This window comes from Leptospira broomii serovar Hurstbridge str. 5399 (genome assembly GCF_000243715.2).
Classification (GTDB): Bacteria; Spirochaetota; Leptospiria; order Leptospirales; family Leptospiraceae; genus Leptospira_B; species Leptospira_B broomii.
Map to the genome: position 1 here is coordinate 642,667 of NZ_AHMO02000008.1, position 16,065 is coordinate 658,731.

Annotated in this window: 19 protein-coding genes; 5 read left to right on the top strand and 14 right to left on the bottom strand. The window is 44.4% G+C overall.

Translation table 11 applies throughout. The features are described 5' to 3' along the window. Positions 1 to 3: 3 nt before the first annotated feature. From sufU to LEP1GSC050_RS08390, 6 genes are all read right to left on the bottom strand, one after another. On the bottom strand, positions 4 to 444 hold the full coding sequence (gene sufU / locus LEP1GSC050_RS08365; protein WP_010570786.1) for a Fe-S cluster assembly sulfur transfer protein SufU: 441 nt from the start codon (positions 442 to 444) through the stop codon (positions 4 to 6). Continuing rightward, positions 428 to 1,615 (bottom strand): cysteine desulfurase, encoded by a 1,188-nt coding sequence (locus LEP1GSC050_RS08370; protein WP_408605401.1) that lies wholly within the window; start codon positions 1,613 to 1,615, stop codon positions 428 to 430. The genes sufU and LEP1GSC050_RS08370 overlap by 17 nt, the downstream gene beginning before the upstream one ends. Before the next feature lie 89 nt (positions 1,616 to 1,704). Next, positions 1,705 to 2,019: a non-heme iron oxygenase ferredoxin subunit gene (locus LEP1GSC050_RS08375; protein WP_010570788.1), complete on the bottom strand. Its 315-nt coding sequence runs from the start codon at positions 2,017 to 2,019 to the stop codon at positions 1,705 to 1,707. Then, positions 2,019 to 3,248, bottom strand: coding sequence for a Fe-S cluster assembly protein SufD (gene sufD / locus LEP1GSC050_RS08380; RefSeq protein ID WP_010570789.1), 1,230 nt, complete (start codon positions 3,246 to 3,248; stop codon positions 2,019 to 2,021). The genes LEP1GSC050_RS08375 and sufD overlap by 1 nt, the downstream gene beginning before the upstream one ends. Beyond that, positions 3,220 to 3,981: a Fe-S cluster assembly ATPase SufC gene (gene sufC / locus LEP1GSC050_RS08385; protein WP_010570790.1), complete on the bottom strand. Its 762-nt coding sequence runs from the start codon at positions 3,979 to 3,981 to the stop codon at positions 3,220 to 3,222. Before sufC ends, sufD begins: the two co-directional genes overlap by 29 nt. Before the next feature lie 97 nt (positions 3,982 to 4,078). After that, entirely contained in the window at positions 4,079 to 5,323 is a 1,245-nt protein-coding gene (locus LEP1GSC050_RS08390) for an EAL domain-containing protein (RefSeq protein ID WP_010570791.1), read from the bottom strand. A 247-nt stretch (positions 5,324 to 5,570) separates the two neighbouring features. Between LEP1GSC050_RS08390 and LEP1GSC050_RS08395 the strand changes: the two genes are divergently transcribed. Then, positions 5,571 to 6,551: a DUF2804 family protein gene (locus tag LEP1GSC050_RS08395; protein ID WP_010570792.1), complete on the top strand. Its 981-nt coding sequence runs from the start codon at positions 5,571 to 5,573 to the stop codon at positions 6,549 to 6,551. Positions 6,552 to 6,605: 54 nt separating this feature from the next. Here LEP1GSC050_RS08395 and purQ read toward each other — a convergent pair whose 3' ends face one another. From purQ to LEP1GSC050_RS08430, 7 genes are all read right to left on the bottom strand, one after another. Beyond that, positions 6,606 to 7,265, bottom strand: a complete 660-nt coding sequence (gene purQ / locus LEP1GSC050_RS08400; RefSeq protein WP_010570793.1) for a phosphoribosylformylglycinamidine synthase subunit PurQ — start codon at positions 7,263 to 7,265, stop codon at positions 6,606 to 6,608. Beyond that, positions 7,262 to 7,510, bottom strand: coding sequence for a phosphoribosylformylglycinamidine synthase subunit PurS (gene purS / locus LEP1GSC050_RS08405; protein WP_010570794.1), 249 nt, complete (start codon positions 7,508 to 7,510; stop codon positions 7,262 to 7,264). Before purS ends, purQ begins: the two co-directional genes overlap by 4 nt. Continuing rightward, positions 7,486 to 8,358 (bottom strand): phosphoribosylaminoimidazolesuccinocarboxamide synthase, encoded by an 873-nt coding sequence (locus LEP1GSC050_RS08410; protein ID WP_010570795.1) that lies wholly within the window; start codon positions 8,356 to 8,358, stop codon positions 7,486 to 7,488. Before LEP1GSC050_RS08410 ends, purS begins: the two co-directional genes overlap by 25 nt. After that, the gene (locus LEP1GSC050_RS08415; RefSeq protein ID WP_010570796.1) at positions 8,355 to 9,506 is read right to left on the bottom strand and encodes a PP2C family protein-serine/threonine phosphatase; all 1,152 of its coding nucleotides are present in this window, start codon (positions 9,504 to 9,506) and stop codon (positions 8,355 to 8,357) included. The genes LEP1GSC050_RS08410 and LEP1GSC050_RS08415 overlap by 4 nt, the downstream gene beginning before the upstream one ends. An 87-nt stretch (positions 9,507 to 9,593) precedes the next feature. Then, entirely contained in the window at positions 9,594 to 10,286 is a 693-nt protein-coding gene (ccsA, locus tag LEP1GSC050_RS08420) for a cytochrome c biogenesis protein CcsA (RefSeq protein WP_010570797.1), read from the bottom strand. A gap of 44 nt (positions 10,287 to 10,330) precedes the next feature. Further along, positions 10,331 to 11,002: a heme exporter protein CcmB gene (locus LEP1GSC050_RS08425; protein ID WP_010570798.1), complete on the bottom strand. Its 672-nt coding sequence runs from the start codon at positions 11,000 to 11,002 to the stop codon at positions 10,331 to 10,333. Beyond that, positions 10,999 to 11,547: an ABC transporter ATP-binding protein gene (locus tag LEP1GSC050_RS08430; protein ID WP_020987249.1), complete on the bottom strand. Its 549-nt coding sequence runs from the start codon at positions 11,545 to 11,547 to the stop codon at positions 10,999 to 11,001. Before LEP1GSC050_RS08430 ends, LEP1GSC050_RS08425 begins: the two co-directional genes overlap by 4 nt. Positions 11,548 to 11,621: 74 nt before the next feature. Here LEP1GSC050_RS08430 and LEP1GSC050_RS08435 point away from each other — a divergent pair, with 74 nt between their 5' ends. Together LEP1GSC050_RS08435 and LEP1GSC050_RS08440 are read left to right on the top strand one after the other, a co-directional pair. After that, on the top strand, positions 11,622 to 12,665 hold the full coding sequence (locus LEP1GSC050_RS08435; protein ID WP_010570800.1) for a tetratricopeptide repeat protein: 1,044 nt from the start codon (positions 11,622 to 11,624) through the stop codon (positions 12,663 to 12,665). 42 nt (positions 12,666 to 12,707) lie between these two features. Then, positions 12,708 to 13,352: a hypothetical protein gene (locus LEP1GSC050_RS08440; protein ID WP_010570801.1), complete on the top strand. Its 645-nt coding sequence runs from the start codon at positions 12,708 to 12,710 to the stop codon at positions 13,350 to 13,352. Between the two features lies 1 nt (position 13,353). Here the strand turns inward: LEP1GSC050_RS08440 and LEP1GSC050_RS08445 are convergent, their stop codons facing one another. Continuing rightward, positions 13,354 to 14,121 carry an ABC transporter ATP-binding protein gene (locus LEP1GSC050_RS08445; protein ID WP_010570802.1) on the bottom strand — a complete coding sequence of 256 codons (768 nt, stop codon included), beginning with the start codon at positions 14,119 to 14,121 and terminating at the stop codon, positions 13,354 to 13,356. 53 nt (positions 14,122 to 14,174) lie between these two features. On the opposite strand from LEP1GSC050_RS08445, the gene LEP1GSC050_RS08450 reads away from it, so the two are divergent. Beyond that, a complete protein-coding gene (locus LEP1GSC050_RS08450) occupies positions 14,175 to 15,071 on the top strand; it encodes a hydroxymethylglutaryl-CoA lyase (protein WP_040911556.1) in 897 nt (298 codons plus the stop codon). A 4-nt stretch (positions 15,072 to 15,075) separates the two neighbouring features. Next, positions 15,076 to 15,945: a TIGR02757 family protein gene (locus LEP1GSC050_RS08455; protein ID WP_020987483.1), complete on the top strand. Its 870-nt coding sequence runs from the start codon at positions 15,076 to 15,078 to the stop codon at positions 15,943 to 15,945. Positions 15,946 to 16,065 lie beyond the last annotated feature (120 nt).

Sequence of the window (16,065 nt, forward strand, 5' to 3'; positions counted from 1 at the left end):
GGATTATATGGTTTTCGGGGCCTTTTCCAACGCTTTTTCAAGAGTATTCCAAGGAAGAACGGCACATTTGATTCTTGCCGGTATTTTTTTGACTGCTTCCAGAGACTCAAGGTCTTCGAATTCTTCCGGAAAATTCGGCTCTCTATCTTCCAGCAACATTCCTCTAAAGTCTTCCAGCAACTTCCTAGCTTCGGACAAAGTTTTTCCGTATAGACAGTCCGTTAGCATCGAAGAAGAAGCCTGCGATATCGAACAGCCTTTCCCTTGAAATCGGATATCCGAAATTCTATCGTCCTCCAATTTTAAAAAAAGTTCCACTTCGTCCCCACAAAGAGGATTGACGCCTTCTTGATGGAGATCCGCATTCTGGAGTACCCCGTAATGACGGGGATTCTGATAATGGTCTAGGAGAACCTCTTTATAAAGTTCATCGTTTAAGGACACGGCCGAAAATCTCCTTCACCTTCTTTAGACCGTCGAGAAGACTGTCTACGTCTTCTTTCGTGTTGTAAAGATAGAGAGAAGCGCGGCAAGTTCCGGAAATTCTCATAAAGTCCATAAACGGTTGAGCGCAATGATGTCCCACACGGATGGCGATTCCTTCTTCGTCCAGAATGGAACCCACATCATGCGGATGTACTCCCGGAAAATTGAAAGAAATCACCCCGCCTCGCTTCGTTAAGTCCCGAGGACCGTACAATTCCAAACCGCCGAAATCTTCCATTCTTTCCAGCGCGTACGCGAGGAGCTCCAACTCGTGGTTTCGAATCTCATTCATTCCGACAGATTCTAAATACTCGATCGCCGCTCCGAAGCCGATGACTCCTGCGATATTCGGCGTACCGGCTTCTAAACGAGCCGGGAGATCCGCATAGGTGGATTTCTCCTTCCAAACCTTGGCGATCATATCGCCTCCCCCCATCCAAGGGGGCATCGCTTCTAAAATTTCCTCTTTGGCGTAAAGAACACCCACTCCTGTCGGCCCTAACATTTTATGGGCGGAGAATGCGTAAAAATCAAAATCCTGTTTTTGAACTCTCTCGGGAAGATGACAGACCCCTTGCGCTCCGTCCACCAAAACCTTTGCTCCGACTTCTCTAGCTCTCTTTACGATAGAATCCAAATCGTGAAGCGTCCCGGTGACGTTGGACATTTGAGCCACTGCCACGAGCTTAGTGCGTTCGGTAATGATTTGATCAAGATTACTTAAATCTAATGTAGCATCATAATTGAGAGGGATAAATTTTAATACGGCTTGCTTTTCCTGTGCCAACATCTGCCAGGGAACTAAATTAGAATGATGTTCGAGTTCGGTTAATACGATTTCGTCTCCCTCGTGGATGTTTGTTCGTCCCCAAGACTGGGCAACCAGGTTGATGGACTCCGTCGTATTTCTGGTAAATATGATTACCTTGGCGCAGGGCGCGCCGATAAATCGGGCGACTTTAATTCTAGCGAACTCGTATTTCTCGGTCGCCTTTTGCGAAAGAGCATATACCCCGCGGTGAATATTTGCGTTTTCCGTTTCATAAAATTTCCGCTCGGCATCGATAACCGAATACGGTTTCTGTGAACTAGCCGCACTATCTAAAAATACAAGCGGCTTTCCGTTCATCTTCGTCGAAAGAATCGGAAAATCAGCGCGAATTTTTTGAACATCGAAACTCAAATTGCCAGCTCTCCTTTTATTTCGGATTCCATAGGTCAATCCTCCAATTCCACTTCCACTTCGTCATCTACGATTCTCGTTCGAAATATCGGAAGATTCTCCACAGCCGGCATGCATAGCGCTTTACCGTCCCGTATATTAAACTTTGCGAAATGCCTAGGGCAGGTGATTACGTCCCCTTTAAGCTCGCCGTGGGATATGGCTTCCCCGTCGTGCGTACAGACATCCTCGAACGCGCAGATCTCGCCTCCTATAATTGTTAGACCGATTCTGCTGTATTTCGTCTCAACGACGCTGACCTTCCCTTCCTTCAATTCGGAAACCTTAACCAGCTTTCGATACGTCCCCATTAGGAATCTCCCAACATACGCGAATTAATGACCTCCGTCAATTCCTCACGGATCGACTCGGACGGAAACTCCCGGATTACTTCGGCGAGAAATCCTTCCACGATCATTTTACGCGCTTCCTCTTTAGAAATGCCCCGGGAAGCCAGATAAAACAATTGTTCGTCGTCTATCTCTCCGACCGTTGCGCCGTGCTCGCATTTTACGCTGTCGGCGAATACTTCCAGCTTTGGAATCGATTCCGCCCTTGCCGATCGATCCAAGAGAAGATTATTATTAATCTGAACGGCGCCTACATCCTTGCAATTTGCGGGGATTCTCAGGTTTCCCGTAAAAACATTATGAGCCTTACCTTTGATCGCCGTTCTATAAAGAATGGAGCTATGTCCATGACTTTCTTCATGCAAAATTCGAATCTCGGTATCGTGAAATTCTCGGTTACGTAGCGGAGCTAAACCGACGTATCTAGTCCACGCTCCTTTTCCCGCGACTTCCGAATCATAGAATGCCTTTCCTCTATATCCGCCCCAGGTCGCGATAGACGCATGAAATTTAGTATCTCTACCTTGGTAGGCATGAGTCGTTCGAAAGCGAAACGTGGAATCGCCCAAATTTTCTATGCTGGAATACTGGAAGTCGGCCCCCGCTCCGGTCGTAAGTAAACTAATACCGTTCATAAACAGAAAATTTTGATTCGATTCGGATTCCCACCGTTCTAGAAATCCGGATTTTACTCCAGGCGGTACGTCGATTATCAGTAACGGTACAATGAAATTCCCGCTTCGGCAAGCGATGGAAACTTCCGGAATCCGACCGTCTAACGGAAGGTTCTTTAATTTTATATAATATGCATGAGTAAATCGAGATGCCGCAAATAAGGAAACCCATTCGTTTTTATAAAAAGATAAAAAGGATTCTAACGACTGAAGAACGATCTTAAGATTTTCAGGGTCCAACTCGGATAGTTGAGTCGCTACTGCGGAATCGTTCAGAGTAAATTCCATACAGGATTGCGGACAGGGATCGGTAAAATCATCCGGCTTGAAGGTGGAGAGATTCAATTTTCTCCAGGACTCTAGATGAGGATTGGGAAACGGAGCTTTTTCTAAAAAAGAATTCGCCTTTAAGCGGAATTCTTTTAGAAGCTGAGGCTCCTGTAGTGCGGATAGATATTCCGAAAAGGATTCTTTTAAATGCATTCTTTCAATTTGTTCCCGAGAGAATCCAATCATATCCTTTCTCTTCTAGTTCGAGAGCAAGTTCTCGCGTTCCGGTCTTTAAGATTCTTCCCTGAGCAAACACATGTACGAAGTCCGGCGTAACATAATTGAGCATTCTTTGATAATGTGTAATTAGAAGGATGGATCGATCGGAGGATTTACTCTTAGTAATCCCTTCGCTGATAATCCGCAGGGCGTCGATATCCAATCCAGAATCGGTCTCGTCCAAGATCGCAAGCCTAGGCTTCAAAAGAGCCATTTGAAGAATTTCATTCCTCTTTTTTTCGCCGCCGGAAAATCCGTCGTTAACGTAGCGCGCTACCCAAGAATCGGGAACATCTAGGGAAGCCATCGCTTCCTTCAATTCTTTACGGAATTCTTTTACGGGTAGATCTTTTCCTCTGACGGATTTCAGTATTGTCCTAAGAAAATTTCCGATCGTAACGCCCGGAATGCTGGTCGGATATTGAAAGCAAAGAAAAATGCCGGCACGCGCTCTTTCGTCGGTGGAACTTTCTAGAATTGAAGCTCCTCTAAACAGAATATCCCCGGACAAAATCTTATATTTCGGGTGACCCATAATTACGTTGGATAAGGTGCTTTTACCGGAGCCGTTCGGGCCCATAATAGCATGGACTTCGCCGTCGTTTATTACTAGGTCGACTCCTTTTAGGATTTCCTGAATTTCTCCGGATTCGGTCTCGATTCCCGCCCGCAGACCAACGATTCGTAGGTTTTCCGCCACTTAAGACTCCTGCTTGGGACTATGTTTTTATTCTATAGGCGGAGATCAATAGGAAAGAAGGATCAAGAATGGTCCTGCGACCTAGAAACGGCAGGTTTTAAAATAGCTCCCAATTCAATCGTAAAACCAAAACGTAGTTCGATCCTAGATTAAGGGTGAATAAGACATATTGTCGTTTAGTATCTATATCATGAATAGGTTCCGTAAACCCCCATAATCGATTGGAATGAAACGATTCCGCTTTATGATGAATAAAGAAAGGCTTCCATGCGTAATTATTTCCGATTTCGGTCAAAAGCTTAATCCAAGGATCTTCAAACGAGTCTCGCTGAAACGTAGGCGTAACTTGATATCCTTGTAAGTCGCAAACAAGCACGGAACTAACTTCCTTAGGGAGGGAAGATAAATGTTCCTCCAGACCGTTCGTTAAGCCGTCTAGACTTCCATTTTCCATGTTCTTAAAGATTTCCAAAAATTCGTCGGAGAATAATTTTTGCTTCTTCAAGTTCTCGACAATCTCTAAGAATCTAAGTCCCGAAAACTTCTCCAGAGAGTTCTTTAGAGTTTTATTAAATCTCTTCTTATCTTGGAAATCCAGAGCGGGTTTGGAAAAATAGAACCCCTGTAATAAATTCGCTTCCATAGAAAGAGCCAGATACAATTCTTCTTCCGTCTCCACTCCCTCGAATAAAAGCTGAGATCCTAGGCGCTGCGACATCTCTGAAATGGCCGCCAGTACGTTCTTGAAAGACCGCCGGTTCAGACTTTCTCTCATGATCTTAATATCCACTTTCATGATATCCGGGTGGATATAACCGATGCGTTCCAGATTGGAAAAACCGACGCCTAAATCGTCGACGGCGATCTTGATGCCTCTTTCACGAAAGACACTTACGATGTATAAAAGCTTTTCGATATTTCCTTCGAATTTGTCCTCTGTGATTTCAAGAACCATATCCGTCGGATTAATATCATATTTGTCGATCAAATGTAAAATATGAAGTCGTTTGATATCCAACACTTCCCCGCTATATACCATAGAAAGGAAGTTCGGCATCATATTTAAGAACATCTTCGTTTTAAGACCGGTGTCTTTTAGATGTTTTATTGCCTTTTCTCTGATAATCCGATCGATATGAACCAGTCTGACGGCATCCGTATCGGGATTGTGAAAGTGATATCCGAGCGAATGATACTCTTGAGTTTCGGGAGAAAGCACTCTGCCGAGAACTTCGTAACCTACGATATTACGGTTTCCGACATCCAGAATGGGTTGGTAATGAGGAGAATAATAACCTTCCCCTAATGAGAGAATTTGATGGGACTCGTATTCTGCAAGCATGGGGAATTCCAGCGCTAGTAGAAACCCATAGAAGCGAGTCTACAAGCATATTTCCTTTTCGAGAGAGTCGAGAAAAGGGCGAAAGGAAGGAAAATTTCCCCGGTTTTTTCGTTGTATGGATTCGTGAGAGTAGAATCGTTTCTTTTCAGTGCGTCTAAAATCAGTAATGAACTAATCCATCTGGTGTAGAATGTGGCGTTTGTTTATCAAAAGCTAAACTAACAAGGAAAAGTCGAAAAAACCTTACATGAAAGAACCTGTCGGATCTCTTCTTCATCCTTCCACCCTCGAACCGTTATTTGGGACGTTTTCGGGCTCCATTCTAATCGATAACTCTAGAGAATATAAAGCCGGACTTCTTTCCAGGCTGAGATCAGTCGATTCGGTTTTGGTCGATATTTTAAGTGAAACCGTCTTCTTGGAACTTCGCATTTATAAAACCGTTTTTCGTTCGGGCGCCAGCCTATTTCTTTGGAATCGAAAAAAAGGATCCGTTCGAGAAATCCAAATTCAAGGTATAGGGAGTAACTCGTTCTTAAAGCAAGGAACGTTTAGAGACGGTTACTGGAGTTTTACTAGAGATAATCATAGATTTAACTTTCGTTTAGACGATACGATCCGCCAAGGTTATACGCATTCCGCCGTCTGGGAAAAAGATTTAAATTTCCAGTTGGATGCTCTGGTTCAAACTGGAGACAAATCCAAATCCCTACCTTTTTCGAGCATAGAGCCGTCCGGTAAGGATTGGTTTTTTACGACTCATTCCCCGGACCTTGCCGTTCAAGGTCAATTAGCCTGGAACGATTTATCGGTATCCATGGATGATCAAACTCTTGCTTACTCGGTATCAAAAGGTTATTCGGGATTCGCATTCCCGCTGGAAAGTCGGATTTACGCGGGAATCGGCGGGAAAAAAAGAATTCACTTTCATATTTCTCAGGACGGCGCCGCTTATCTTTGGCGAGACGGAATCCTGGAGTCTCTCGGGCAAATTCATTTAGCAGCCATCGGTAAGAAGAAAATTATCACCGGTGCAGATTCATCGTTTAAGATCGAGCTAGAACCTGCGGTGGAAGCCAGTTTCGATCGGCCTACAACCTGGGGAAACGGTAAATTTCGGAAAACGATATTCACTGCCGATGGTTGGATAAAAACGAAGAACAAAAAAGAAAACGTAAAAGACGGTATCGGCATTTGGGAAGAAATCATACCGAAATCCTCCGATTGATCGAATCATTCCGCTAAGGCTAAGGCTGACGCCATCGCATACTCGGATGACGATTTATGAATTCAAAATTAAATCTAGAACGACTTTGCCGTCCATTTCTCCCGTTACCTCGTTCATTGCCCGTTCGGGGTGTGGCATCATACCGGCGATTTTAAAGTCGGCCGAACAAATTCCCGCGATATCGTCTAAACTGCCGTTCGGATTTTCGCCGGCATACAGGAAAAGAATCCGGCCCTCTTCCTTCAATTGTTTACGTACTTCTTCCGAGGCAAAATAACAACCGTCACCGTGAGCGATCGGAACTCTCAGTACCTGATTTTCCGGAAGTTTACCGGTGATCTTATTCGCGCTGGAAGCCTTTTTTAGACCGACGGTCTTGCAAACGTATTTTAGATTTCGATTGCGGATCAAAGCTCCCGGCAAATAGCCCGCTTCGGCTAAAATTTGAAACCCATTACAAATTCCGAATAGTTTTCCTCCACGCGAAATATGCTCTTTAACGGATTGCATAACCGGAGAAAAAGGCGCCATCGCACCGGAGCGAAGATAATCGCCGTAGGAAAATCCGCCGGGGAGAATTACGATTTCGTATTTCTCCGAAAACTGATCCTTGTGCCAAATTTTATCTACCTTTGCCGAATAGAAAGTTTTAAGCACTGTAACGATATCATTATCGCAGTTCGATCCCGGGAACGTTACGACCGCAGCTTTCATGCAGGAATAATCTCGGAGCGGTAGGTTTCGATGACGTGATTGACCAACAATTTCTCGCAAAGTCTCTCTACCGTTTTCTTGGCCGTTTCAATATCGGGAGAATCGAGTTTGACTTCGATGTACTTCCCTACACGAACGTCTTGTACCGATTTTTCTCCCAGTTCCGTAAGAGTCGTTTTTACTGTACTACCTTGCGGGTCCAGAACGGATTCTTTTAAAGTTACGTTAATTCTTGCGATAAACATTGCAGTAACCGGTCCTGTAATTCCTTATAAGCTGCGGTAAGTTCTAAAATCAAACTTCCGGGCAAATCTGGCGGAGGAGGCTGTTTGTTCCAGCCGGACTTTTCCAAATAATTTCGAAGGATCTGCTTGTCCATACTTGGAGGCGTAGTCCCTGTCTTATAGGTTTCTACCGACCAATACCGCGACGAATCGGGAGTCAGAATTTCATCGATCAGAATGACTTGGCCGTCCAGAATCCCGAATTCAAATTTAGTGTCGCAGAGCAGAATCCCCGCCTTACCAACCAGTTCAGCGGCACGGCTGTAGATGGAAATCGATTTTTCCTTAAGAATATTGAAGAGCTCCGTTCCTATCTCGTCTTCCATTCTTTTTTCGGAAATGTTTTCGTCGTGTCCTCTGTCATTTTTAATAGCGGGAGTAAAGGCAGGTTCGGAAAGTTTCTCCGATTCCGATAAACCGGAAGGTAGCTCCTTGAAGGCGAGAGTTCCGTCCTGCTTATATTCCTTCCATCCGGAGCCGGAAAGATAGCCTCGAACTACGCATTCGAAATCGATTCGCTTACATTTCTTCACGAGAACCGAGCGACCGTCCAATTCCTCCGGAAAGTCCCGAAATGGAGCGGGGAATCGAGAAACGTCCGTCGTGATGATATGATTCGGAACATCCTTAAAAAAACGAAACCATTCAGCGGAAATTCTATTTAAAACTTTTCCCTTGTCCGGAACCGTCTGCCGAAATACCACATCGAAGGCGGAGACCCTATCGGTGGAAAGTAATATGAGTTCGCTTCCCAGATCGAATACGTCTCTCACCTTGCCCGTATAGCTGGGCTTTGGAAGTACCGTCATCCTTGTAGTACCATCAGCGCGATGTCGTCGTCGTGAGTGAAATTATTTGAATGAGCGAGAATCTTGTCCAAACAAAGAGTTAGAATATCTTGACCGGACTCTACCGCTTCTTGAAAAATCTTTCTCAGATTCTCTTCTCCTAGAATATTATAATCTTTATCGGTAATTTCAGTCGCGCCGTCAGTATATAAGAGAAGCGAAAAACCCGGCTCAATCGTGATCTCTCTAAATTCATCGTCCGTACCAAGATCGATCGGAATGATCAAAGGCCCCATGCCGGGCAATTCCTCCACCTGACCTTTCTTATAAAGTAATGGAGGAGGATGTCCCCCATTCGCATATTCGAATACCCGATCCTTATTTAGAATTCCATAAAAGAACGTAACGGAAAAATCTTCGGGCAAAATCTTTTCCAATTGCGCCCGTAAGTTCGCGACCTTATCTTCGAGGCTAGGTATTTTTCCCAAATTGGAAACCTGCATCTTTACCATTGCGGATAGCAATGCTGCGGAAGGTCCGTGTCCGGAACAATCCGCGATGAAGAGGTGAAGCTTTTCGTCTTCGACCCATGCATCTATAAAATCTCCTCCGATTTGCATCAAAGGATGAAAGATGGAATTAACTCGAATTCCGTTCCATACCAACGACTTTTCGGGAACAAGTTCCTGCTGAACCCGCCGAGCCATTACGAGTTCCTTTTCATACTTCTTCTTTTGCTGCATTAGCTCGTCTTGAAGATTCTTGATTCGAATGAATGCCCGAATTTTCGCCACGAGTTCCTTGGGCTGAAACGGTTTGTGGAGAAAATCGTCCCCCCCATGAGTGATGGCTTCGTCAAAGCCTAATTCGCGATTATAAGCGGTGATGAATAGGATAGGTAGAAGTTTAAAGCGATCAATTTCCCGTAATTCTTTGCAAAAGGAAAATCCGTCTTGCCCGGGCATGCTCACGTCTAGAAGTAAAATATCCACATGGTTCGTTGCTAAAATCGCCCGAGCTTCCTCGGTATTAATTGCGGTGAATACTTGAAATCCAAGAGGCTTCAGGGTATGAACGAGAAGTTTCAAATTAATGTCCGAGTCATCGACCGCAAGAACGGCGTACTCGGAATATTTCAGCACGCTTTCTGTATTTGTTGCCGTTGACATAGTTTAGAAATCGCTCATTCTTAAAATTGGAAATTAACCGGCCATTTAAATTCGATTCTATTCTAAAGATAGCGCCCGATCCTACCTTTATTCCTCGTCGAGAGGGAGCTCCTCTCTGATTGCAAAAGATTTATCCAGTCTATAAACAAGTCGATACAATACGAGAAAAAGAAGGTGATATCCGAGCACTCCCGCCCAAAATGCCGCCCTCATATCCGGATCCATTCCCCCTTTGCCGAGCACGGATTCCGGATGATTACCTGGATTTTCTACCCAACGAATAGCGCCCCAGGTCATAATTGCGTTCGCAGTACAGATTAAACTCAAGAAAGAGGAAAAAACGTACTTTTTAGAAGAATCCAAAACGAGTCCTCTCAAGAGGAAATATGCAACTAGGCTTAAAACTAGAACAAAGAAGGATTGTAACCGAGCATCCGTAAAATCCCAAGGAGTTCCCCAAGCGCTATAGGCCCAAATCGGTCCCGAAAAAAGAACCCCTACAGCGAACAATAAGGAGATCTTATTAGCCGAAACCGAAAGGGTATCCCAGATTTGCTCTTTTTTCCATAAATAGACGACCGCACAAAAAGAGGAAATGACGGGTCCATAGAGTGCAACCCAAGCGACAGGGACATGAAAATAAAAAATCCGATGGGAAACTCCCTGATCCAAAATCACCGCAGGATAATAAAGACCCAAAATTACCGAAAAAGGAAAGAATGCAAAAAATACGAGGCCAAGAATCCAATCCCAGATCGCATTTGAGAGACGAACAGTCATACACTATGAAGCATGTTTCGGTCGTTTTGTAGGATCAAGTAGAATTACTCGTCGTCCGAAGTCATTTCGACAAGTAACGCACCCATGGACGCGTAAAATACTGAAAAAGCCAAAAGCAATCCAAGCGACCCTATCAGTGTCGAAAGCGGTTGACTGGCAAGTTTTCGTTCCGCTTCCATGCCGTACAAAAAAATCGGAATCGAAAACGGCACGAGCAATAAGGGCAATAGAATTTCTTTCAATCGTGAGGAAAGACTAATATGAGAGAGCCCGACTCCTAAGAACGAGAGAGAGAGAATTCCCGGCAAAAAAAATATCAATTGGTTTCCGAATTCGGCAAGATCCAAAGGAAATGCGGAAAAGAAAAGTGCGAACAATCCAAGGAGGTAAATTCCCGTACTAGAAAGCGCGATAAAAACCAAAAACGATTTGGAAAGAAAAAGGATCCATGGAGATAGAAACAATCTGCTGGCGGTTCCTCCCCCCCCTTCTCTTTCCTCCCAAGTAAACTGTCCTACGAGTACGAATGATGCGACGAATAGCACTGCCCACTTTAAACCGATTAAAGTGATCCGATCCATTTTCCCGTTTCGCTCCAATGCAAAATGAAATAGGAAAACGATGGCGGAAACCAGCACGACTAAGGAAAGAAGTCCGTTACTCGCTCTCCCCATAAGGCGGAGTTCCTTCTTTGCCAAAGAAAAGAAAACTTTCATTTATTAGGCTCCCCTAATTCGAGAATTCTCGTGGGAACTCGTAAAATAAACGACGGATCGTGAGTCACTAGTAGCATGGCCGATTCTTTGCAAACGGATTCTAAAAGCGTTTTTGCGGCTATCGCACCCTCTCCGTCCAAAGCGGTAAGAGGTTCGTCTAACAAATATAAGTCGGAAATCGGAGCCAATGTTCGAATAACGGCAGCTTTCTGCTTCATTCCGCGCGAATAAGAAGAAATGGGATCTTTTCTCCGATTCCACAAGCGAAACTCCTTCAACCAAGTTTCTATCTCGGATGAATCCCGAAACGTTCCGGAGATTCCTCTAAAATATTCCAAATTTTCTTCCAAACTAAGCGTAGTATATAAACCCAATTCATGGCCTAGATAGGAAATCTTCGGATGAACTTGCGATTGAAATCGGAAATTCGAACCGAATTTTCCGTAATGAAGAACCGAGCGTAAAAGCGTCGTTTTTCCGGCTCCGTTTCTTCCTCTTACAAGAAGAGCTTCTCCCGGAAAAACCGAGAAGGATACGTTCTTCAAAATGGACTTTCGTCCGATACTATAGGAGAATCCCGAACATTCCAGGACGGGAGAGATTGTTTGTGTGCCAGCCAATGGGGACAATTTGGGTCAGAAAAGCGATTTTACAAGGCATAAATTTCTCCTTACTTGGAGCAATCTTCCTGTCATTTCTCCTTCCTCAGTCGGATCTTTGGGGACAATTTAAAATCGGGGGAAAAGAATATTCAGGAATTCTTTGGGGAGAAAACGACTTATTAGATCCGGAATTCTACCAAGACGGTAGTTTGCTGCGCACGGATCAGGACTTTATTTTAGCCGCAGGACGAAATTGGAAAGGAGATCCTCCTTCCTCTAAGGGAACTTTCGAATTCGAAGGAAAGCAGATCCAAAATTGCGGCTTCTTTAACAACGAAGCGGTTCAACTCTTACAAACTGCGGATTCCCAAAAACGCAGTGCCGCAATCAAAATGTTGGAAGCGGGAGTACGCTTCGATCCTTCTTTTTTCGCCTTTCGATACAACCTAGGAAGAGCGTATCATATAGATAAGAACTATCAAAAAGCGGTTCTGCAATTCGAATATGCGGCCGCGGAAGTCCCTCAATATTATAGAACTTACGTTCACCTGGGAGTGCTTTCCGAACTTCTGAACGAGCCCATCCAAGCGGTCCTATTCTACAAAAAAGCGGTAGAACGAAATCAATTTCAAACCGAAGCCTTGATACTGTTAGCCGAGCATTATATTAAGACGGATCTGAAAAATAGGGCAAAGATCTATATTCAAAAAGCTCTAACGATCGATCAAAATAGCCCCGACGCGAAATTAGGATTGGCCCGATTGGAGCTCATGGGTGGCCGGGACTACTACGCTTATAAAATCTTTCGAAACACCGATCTTCACGACGACCAAGGCAATAAACGATCCTATAATAAGAAGTTTCATTTTTACTTTGCGGAAACTGCGAGTCGTATCGGCGATTATGTCACGGCTGCAAAGGAATACGAAGAATTGCTTAAGTATCCTAACGATCCTTTCTTTACCGAATTCTCTTCAAAAATCATCGAGAGACGCAGGGACCTGGCTAAGCGATTTGCGGAAATAAAAGCCTTGGACGAAGAAGCGGAAAAGGAACAATAAGTCGGAATCGAAAAAGACTTGGCATTCGGGCTGAAATAGCGCATGCTTGAGTCGGAGGAACCGATGAAAAACCAAACCAGGCTTTTCGCATTGGCGACTCTCTTATTTGTACTTCCACTGGTGGCCCAAGAAAAACAGAAGGTCAACCAGTCGGACGTATTTCAGGACGAAACCAGCGAATACACCAAATCTCTTCGCAAGATCATCGGCGGGTTAGAAGCCACGATCGGCGAACGATTAAAAGATTTGGAACGTAAGCATGAGATACTCGTGGTTCTGAAGCCGGAATATGAGAAGCGCCAAACCATCGTCACGGAGGACATTCCCTTTCAAGTGGAGGACGGATACGAGAGCAATTTGCTCAAGTATATCATGTTTCAATTTGAAGGCGGAAAGGTGAAAGACATCACCCTTGCCTCCGAAAGTAAACGGATCTATTACGAGGTCATGTTCGAGAATAAGAAGATCGTCTTCACTCCTGGCAACTTAAAGCAGAGTGAAGTGACTCATGAAGTTTTCGAAAAATCCGAGAAGACTCTTCTCACTGAAATGTCCCTCGAAAATCAAATCCGTGCGTTACGACTACTTGAAACTAGTTTACGCTCTTCGATCTATCGCATAGACGTGCTACTTGCTCTCTATAAGGACAAGAAAGATAGAAAGAATCTGCGCGATATAGAGTTCTAAATTATTTTCGACCTTCTCCGGGGGAAGACGCAAACAAAAGCCGCGTTTCATTCTCCCGGGGATTGAGTGAAATCTCCCTAGCCGGTCCTTCTTCCACTAGCTTTCCTGCATCCATCACACCAATCCTAGTACAGAATTTAGACGCAGATTTTACGTTATGCGTCACCCAAAGTATCGTCGTCCCTTCCTCCTTTCGCAATTTGGACAAAGCGGAGAGGACTTCGGAATTCAAAATCGGATCCAATGCGGAAGTAGCTTCGTCCAAAAGGAGAATTTTCGGACGACATAGAAGCGCTCTAAGAAGAGCAAATCTTTGCAATTCTCCTCCGGAAAAAGAAGAAGGCAGTCGATTCCGATCTTTTTCTTCGAGGCCGAGTACCGGTAACCACTTTTGTAACAGGGAAGGATACTCTTTCTCTTCTCGAAAAAGACGCAAAGGCTCCGATAAGCTAGCCTCCATCGTCCAAATAGGATTAAAGCTCGAGACAGGATCTTGAAAAACCGGTTGAATCGTCCTCGAAGGATGAGAGGACTTCTTTTTGCCGAAGAATCGAACAGTTCCGTCTAATAACCAAGAAGAAGGAAATGGAAGACCCAAAAGGACGCGAAGAAAAGTGGATTTACCGGAACCGGACCGACCCAATATAGCCAGAAATTCCCCAGCATCCACTCTTAAGAAGATATCGCTTAGAAATTTTTTTTCTGGCGAACGAAGGGAAACCCCTTTGACTTCCAACGCATAATTAGGAAACGAATCGGCGGCTTCCATTCAATACCGGTTTAATGCTTGCCCAAAATTCTTACAACCAATCCTCTAAAGTCATGCCTATCAAAATCACGGAAGTCGGTCCGAGAGACGGGCTCCAGAACGAATCCTTACTCGTTTCCACTCAGGATAAACTTACTTTCATACATAAATTGGAAGAGGCGGGTCTTAAAAATATCGAAGCAACTTCTTTCGTTAAAAAAGAAGCGATTCCACAACTCTTCGACGCTAAAGAACTTTCAGCGTCCTTAAACTTGAGCGGAAAAACGAATTTTAGCGCACTCACACCGAATTTAAAAGGATACCAGGCTGCAAAAGAAGCCGGCTATAAAGAAGTCGCGGTCTTTACAGCGGCCTCCGAAAGTTTTACGAAACGAAATATCAATCGTACCATCGCCGAATCGATCCAAGGCTTTACGGAAATTTTTAAGGAAGCGAATAAAGACGGGATTCGAGTAAGAGGATACGTGTCCACCGTGATCGATTGTCCGTACGAGGGAAAAATCGATCCTAAAAAAGTCCTAGAGGTCGCTAAGATCTTATTGGACCAAGGAGCTTACGAAATCTCCCTAGGAGAGACTATCGGCACTGCGGTCCCCTCGGAAGTACAGGTTTTGCTGGAAACCATATTAACGGAAATTCCTGCGGAGAAATTGGCAGGGCATTTTCACGATACGTACGGGATGGCAATCTCGAACGTTCAAAAGTCGTACGATATGGGGATTCGCTCCTTCGATTCTTCGTCGGGAGGATTGGGAGGATGCCCTTACGCAAAAGGCGCTTCCGGTAATTTAGCCACGGAAGATCTATTATATTTCTTTCATAAATCCGGAATTCAAACCGGAATCGGATTGGATAAAGTAATCGAAGCCTCGTCCTTTATGGAAGGGATATTGAATCGAAAACTTGCTTCCAGATCTTATATTGCATGGAAAGCAAAGGCTTCCTCTTAAGGCAATGGCCAGCGAAAGTCGGTTAGGACGAAATTTTCAGAAACTGTACGAGGCTTACACCCGCCCGGAGTTTTTGGACAGCGATCCCCTATTTCTTTGCTATTTATACGAATCTCCCGAAGACAAGGAGTTTGTAGGAATTCTTTCAGCCTTGTTCGCTTACGGAAACGTCTCTTCGATTCGCGGGTTCCTTTCCCGACTTCTGACACCGATGGGAGACAAGCCTAAGTCATATCTACTTTCCGAAGGAACTCGAGTTTGGAAAGGAAAATTAGGTCCGTACCGATTTCAAAAAGAGGCAGATATTCTTCTGTTCCTTGAAGGATTAAGGATCGCTTATGAAGAAACTAAACGGACAGGATCTCCTTACCTCGAACCCTGGTTTTCGCCTCTGGAAGGAGCCGACTCAAAGCTGGAAAAGAGGATCGCCGGATTTCAATACAGATTAAGCGACGTCCTTTCGGGGATTACTTCCAAATGGAACACTTACGGCCTTAATTTTTTGATCGGTACCGGAAAAGAAGCCTCCGCACATAAACGATATTGCATGTATCTTCGCTGGATGGTGAGAAAGGAGGCGCCCGATTTGGGATTATATAAAACGATTCTCCCCAGCGAACTCGTATTCCCGTTAGATACGCATATCAATCGCCTCGCGGAAATTCTCGGAGCCAGCTCGAGGAAAACTTCCGATTTCAAGAAATCCCGCGAAATCACGGATTTCTTTCTAAAACTTTATCCTGACGATCCGTTAAGAATGGACTTTTCCTTATCTAGATTGGGAATTCTTAGAAAGTGTAAAACGAAATATATTCCGGAATTATGTGAAACCTGCGAAGTCAAAAGCCTGTGCAGAATTTACGCTGCAAAATGAATTGAGCAAAGCTTGCATTTATTCATTTTCACAATAGACTCGACGATCGTTAGTATCGAGTTCCCCGACTTTAATGCGACAAGCAAAGACGAACGGCCCTTTCGGAGCCGATTTTTCGCA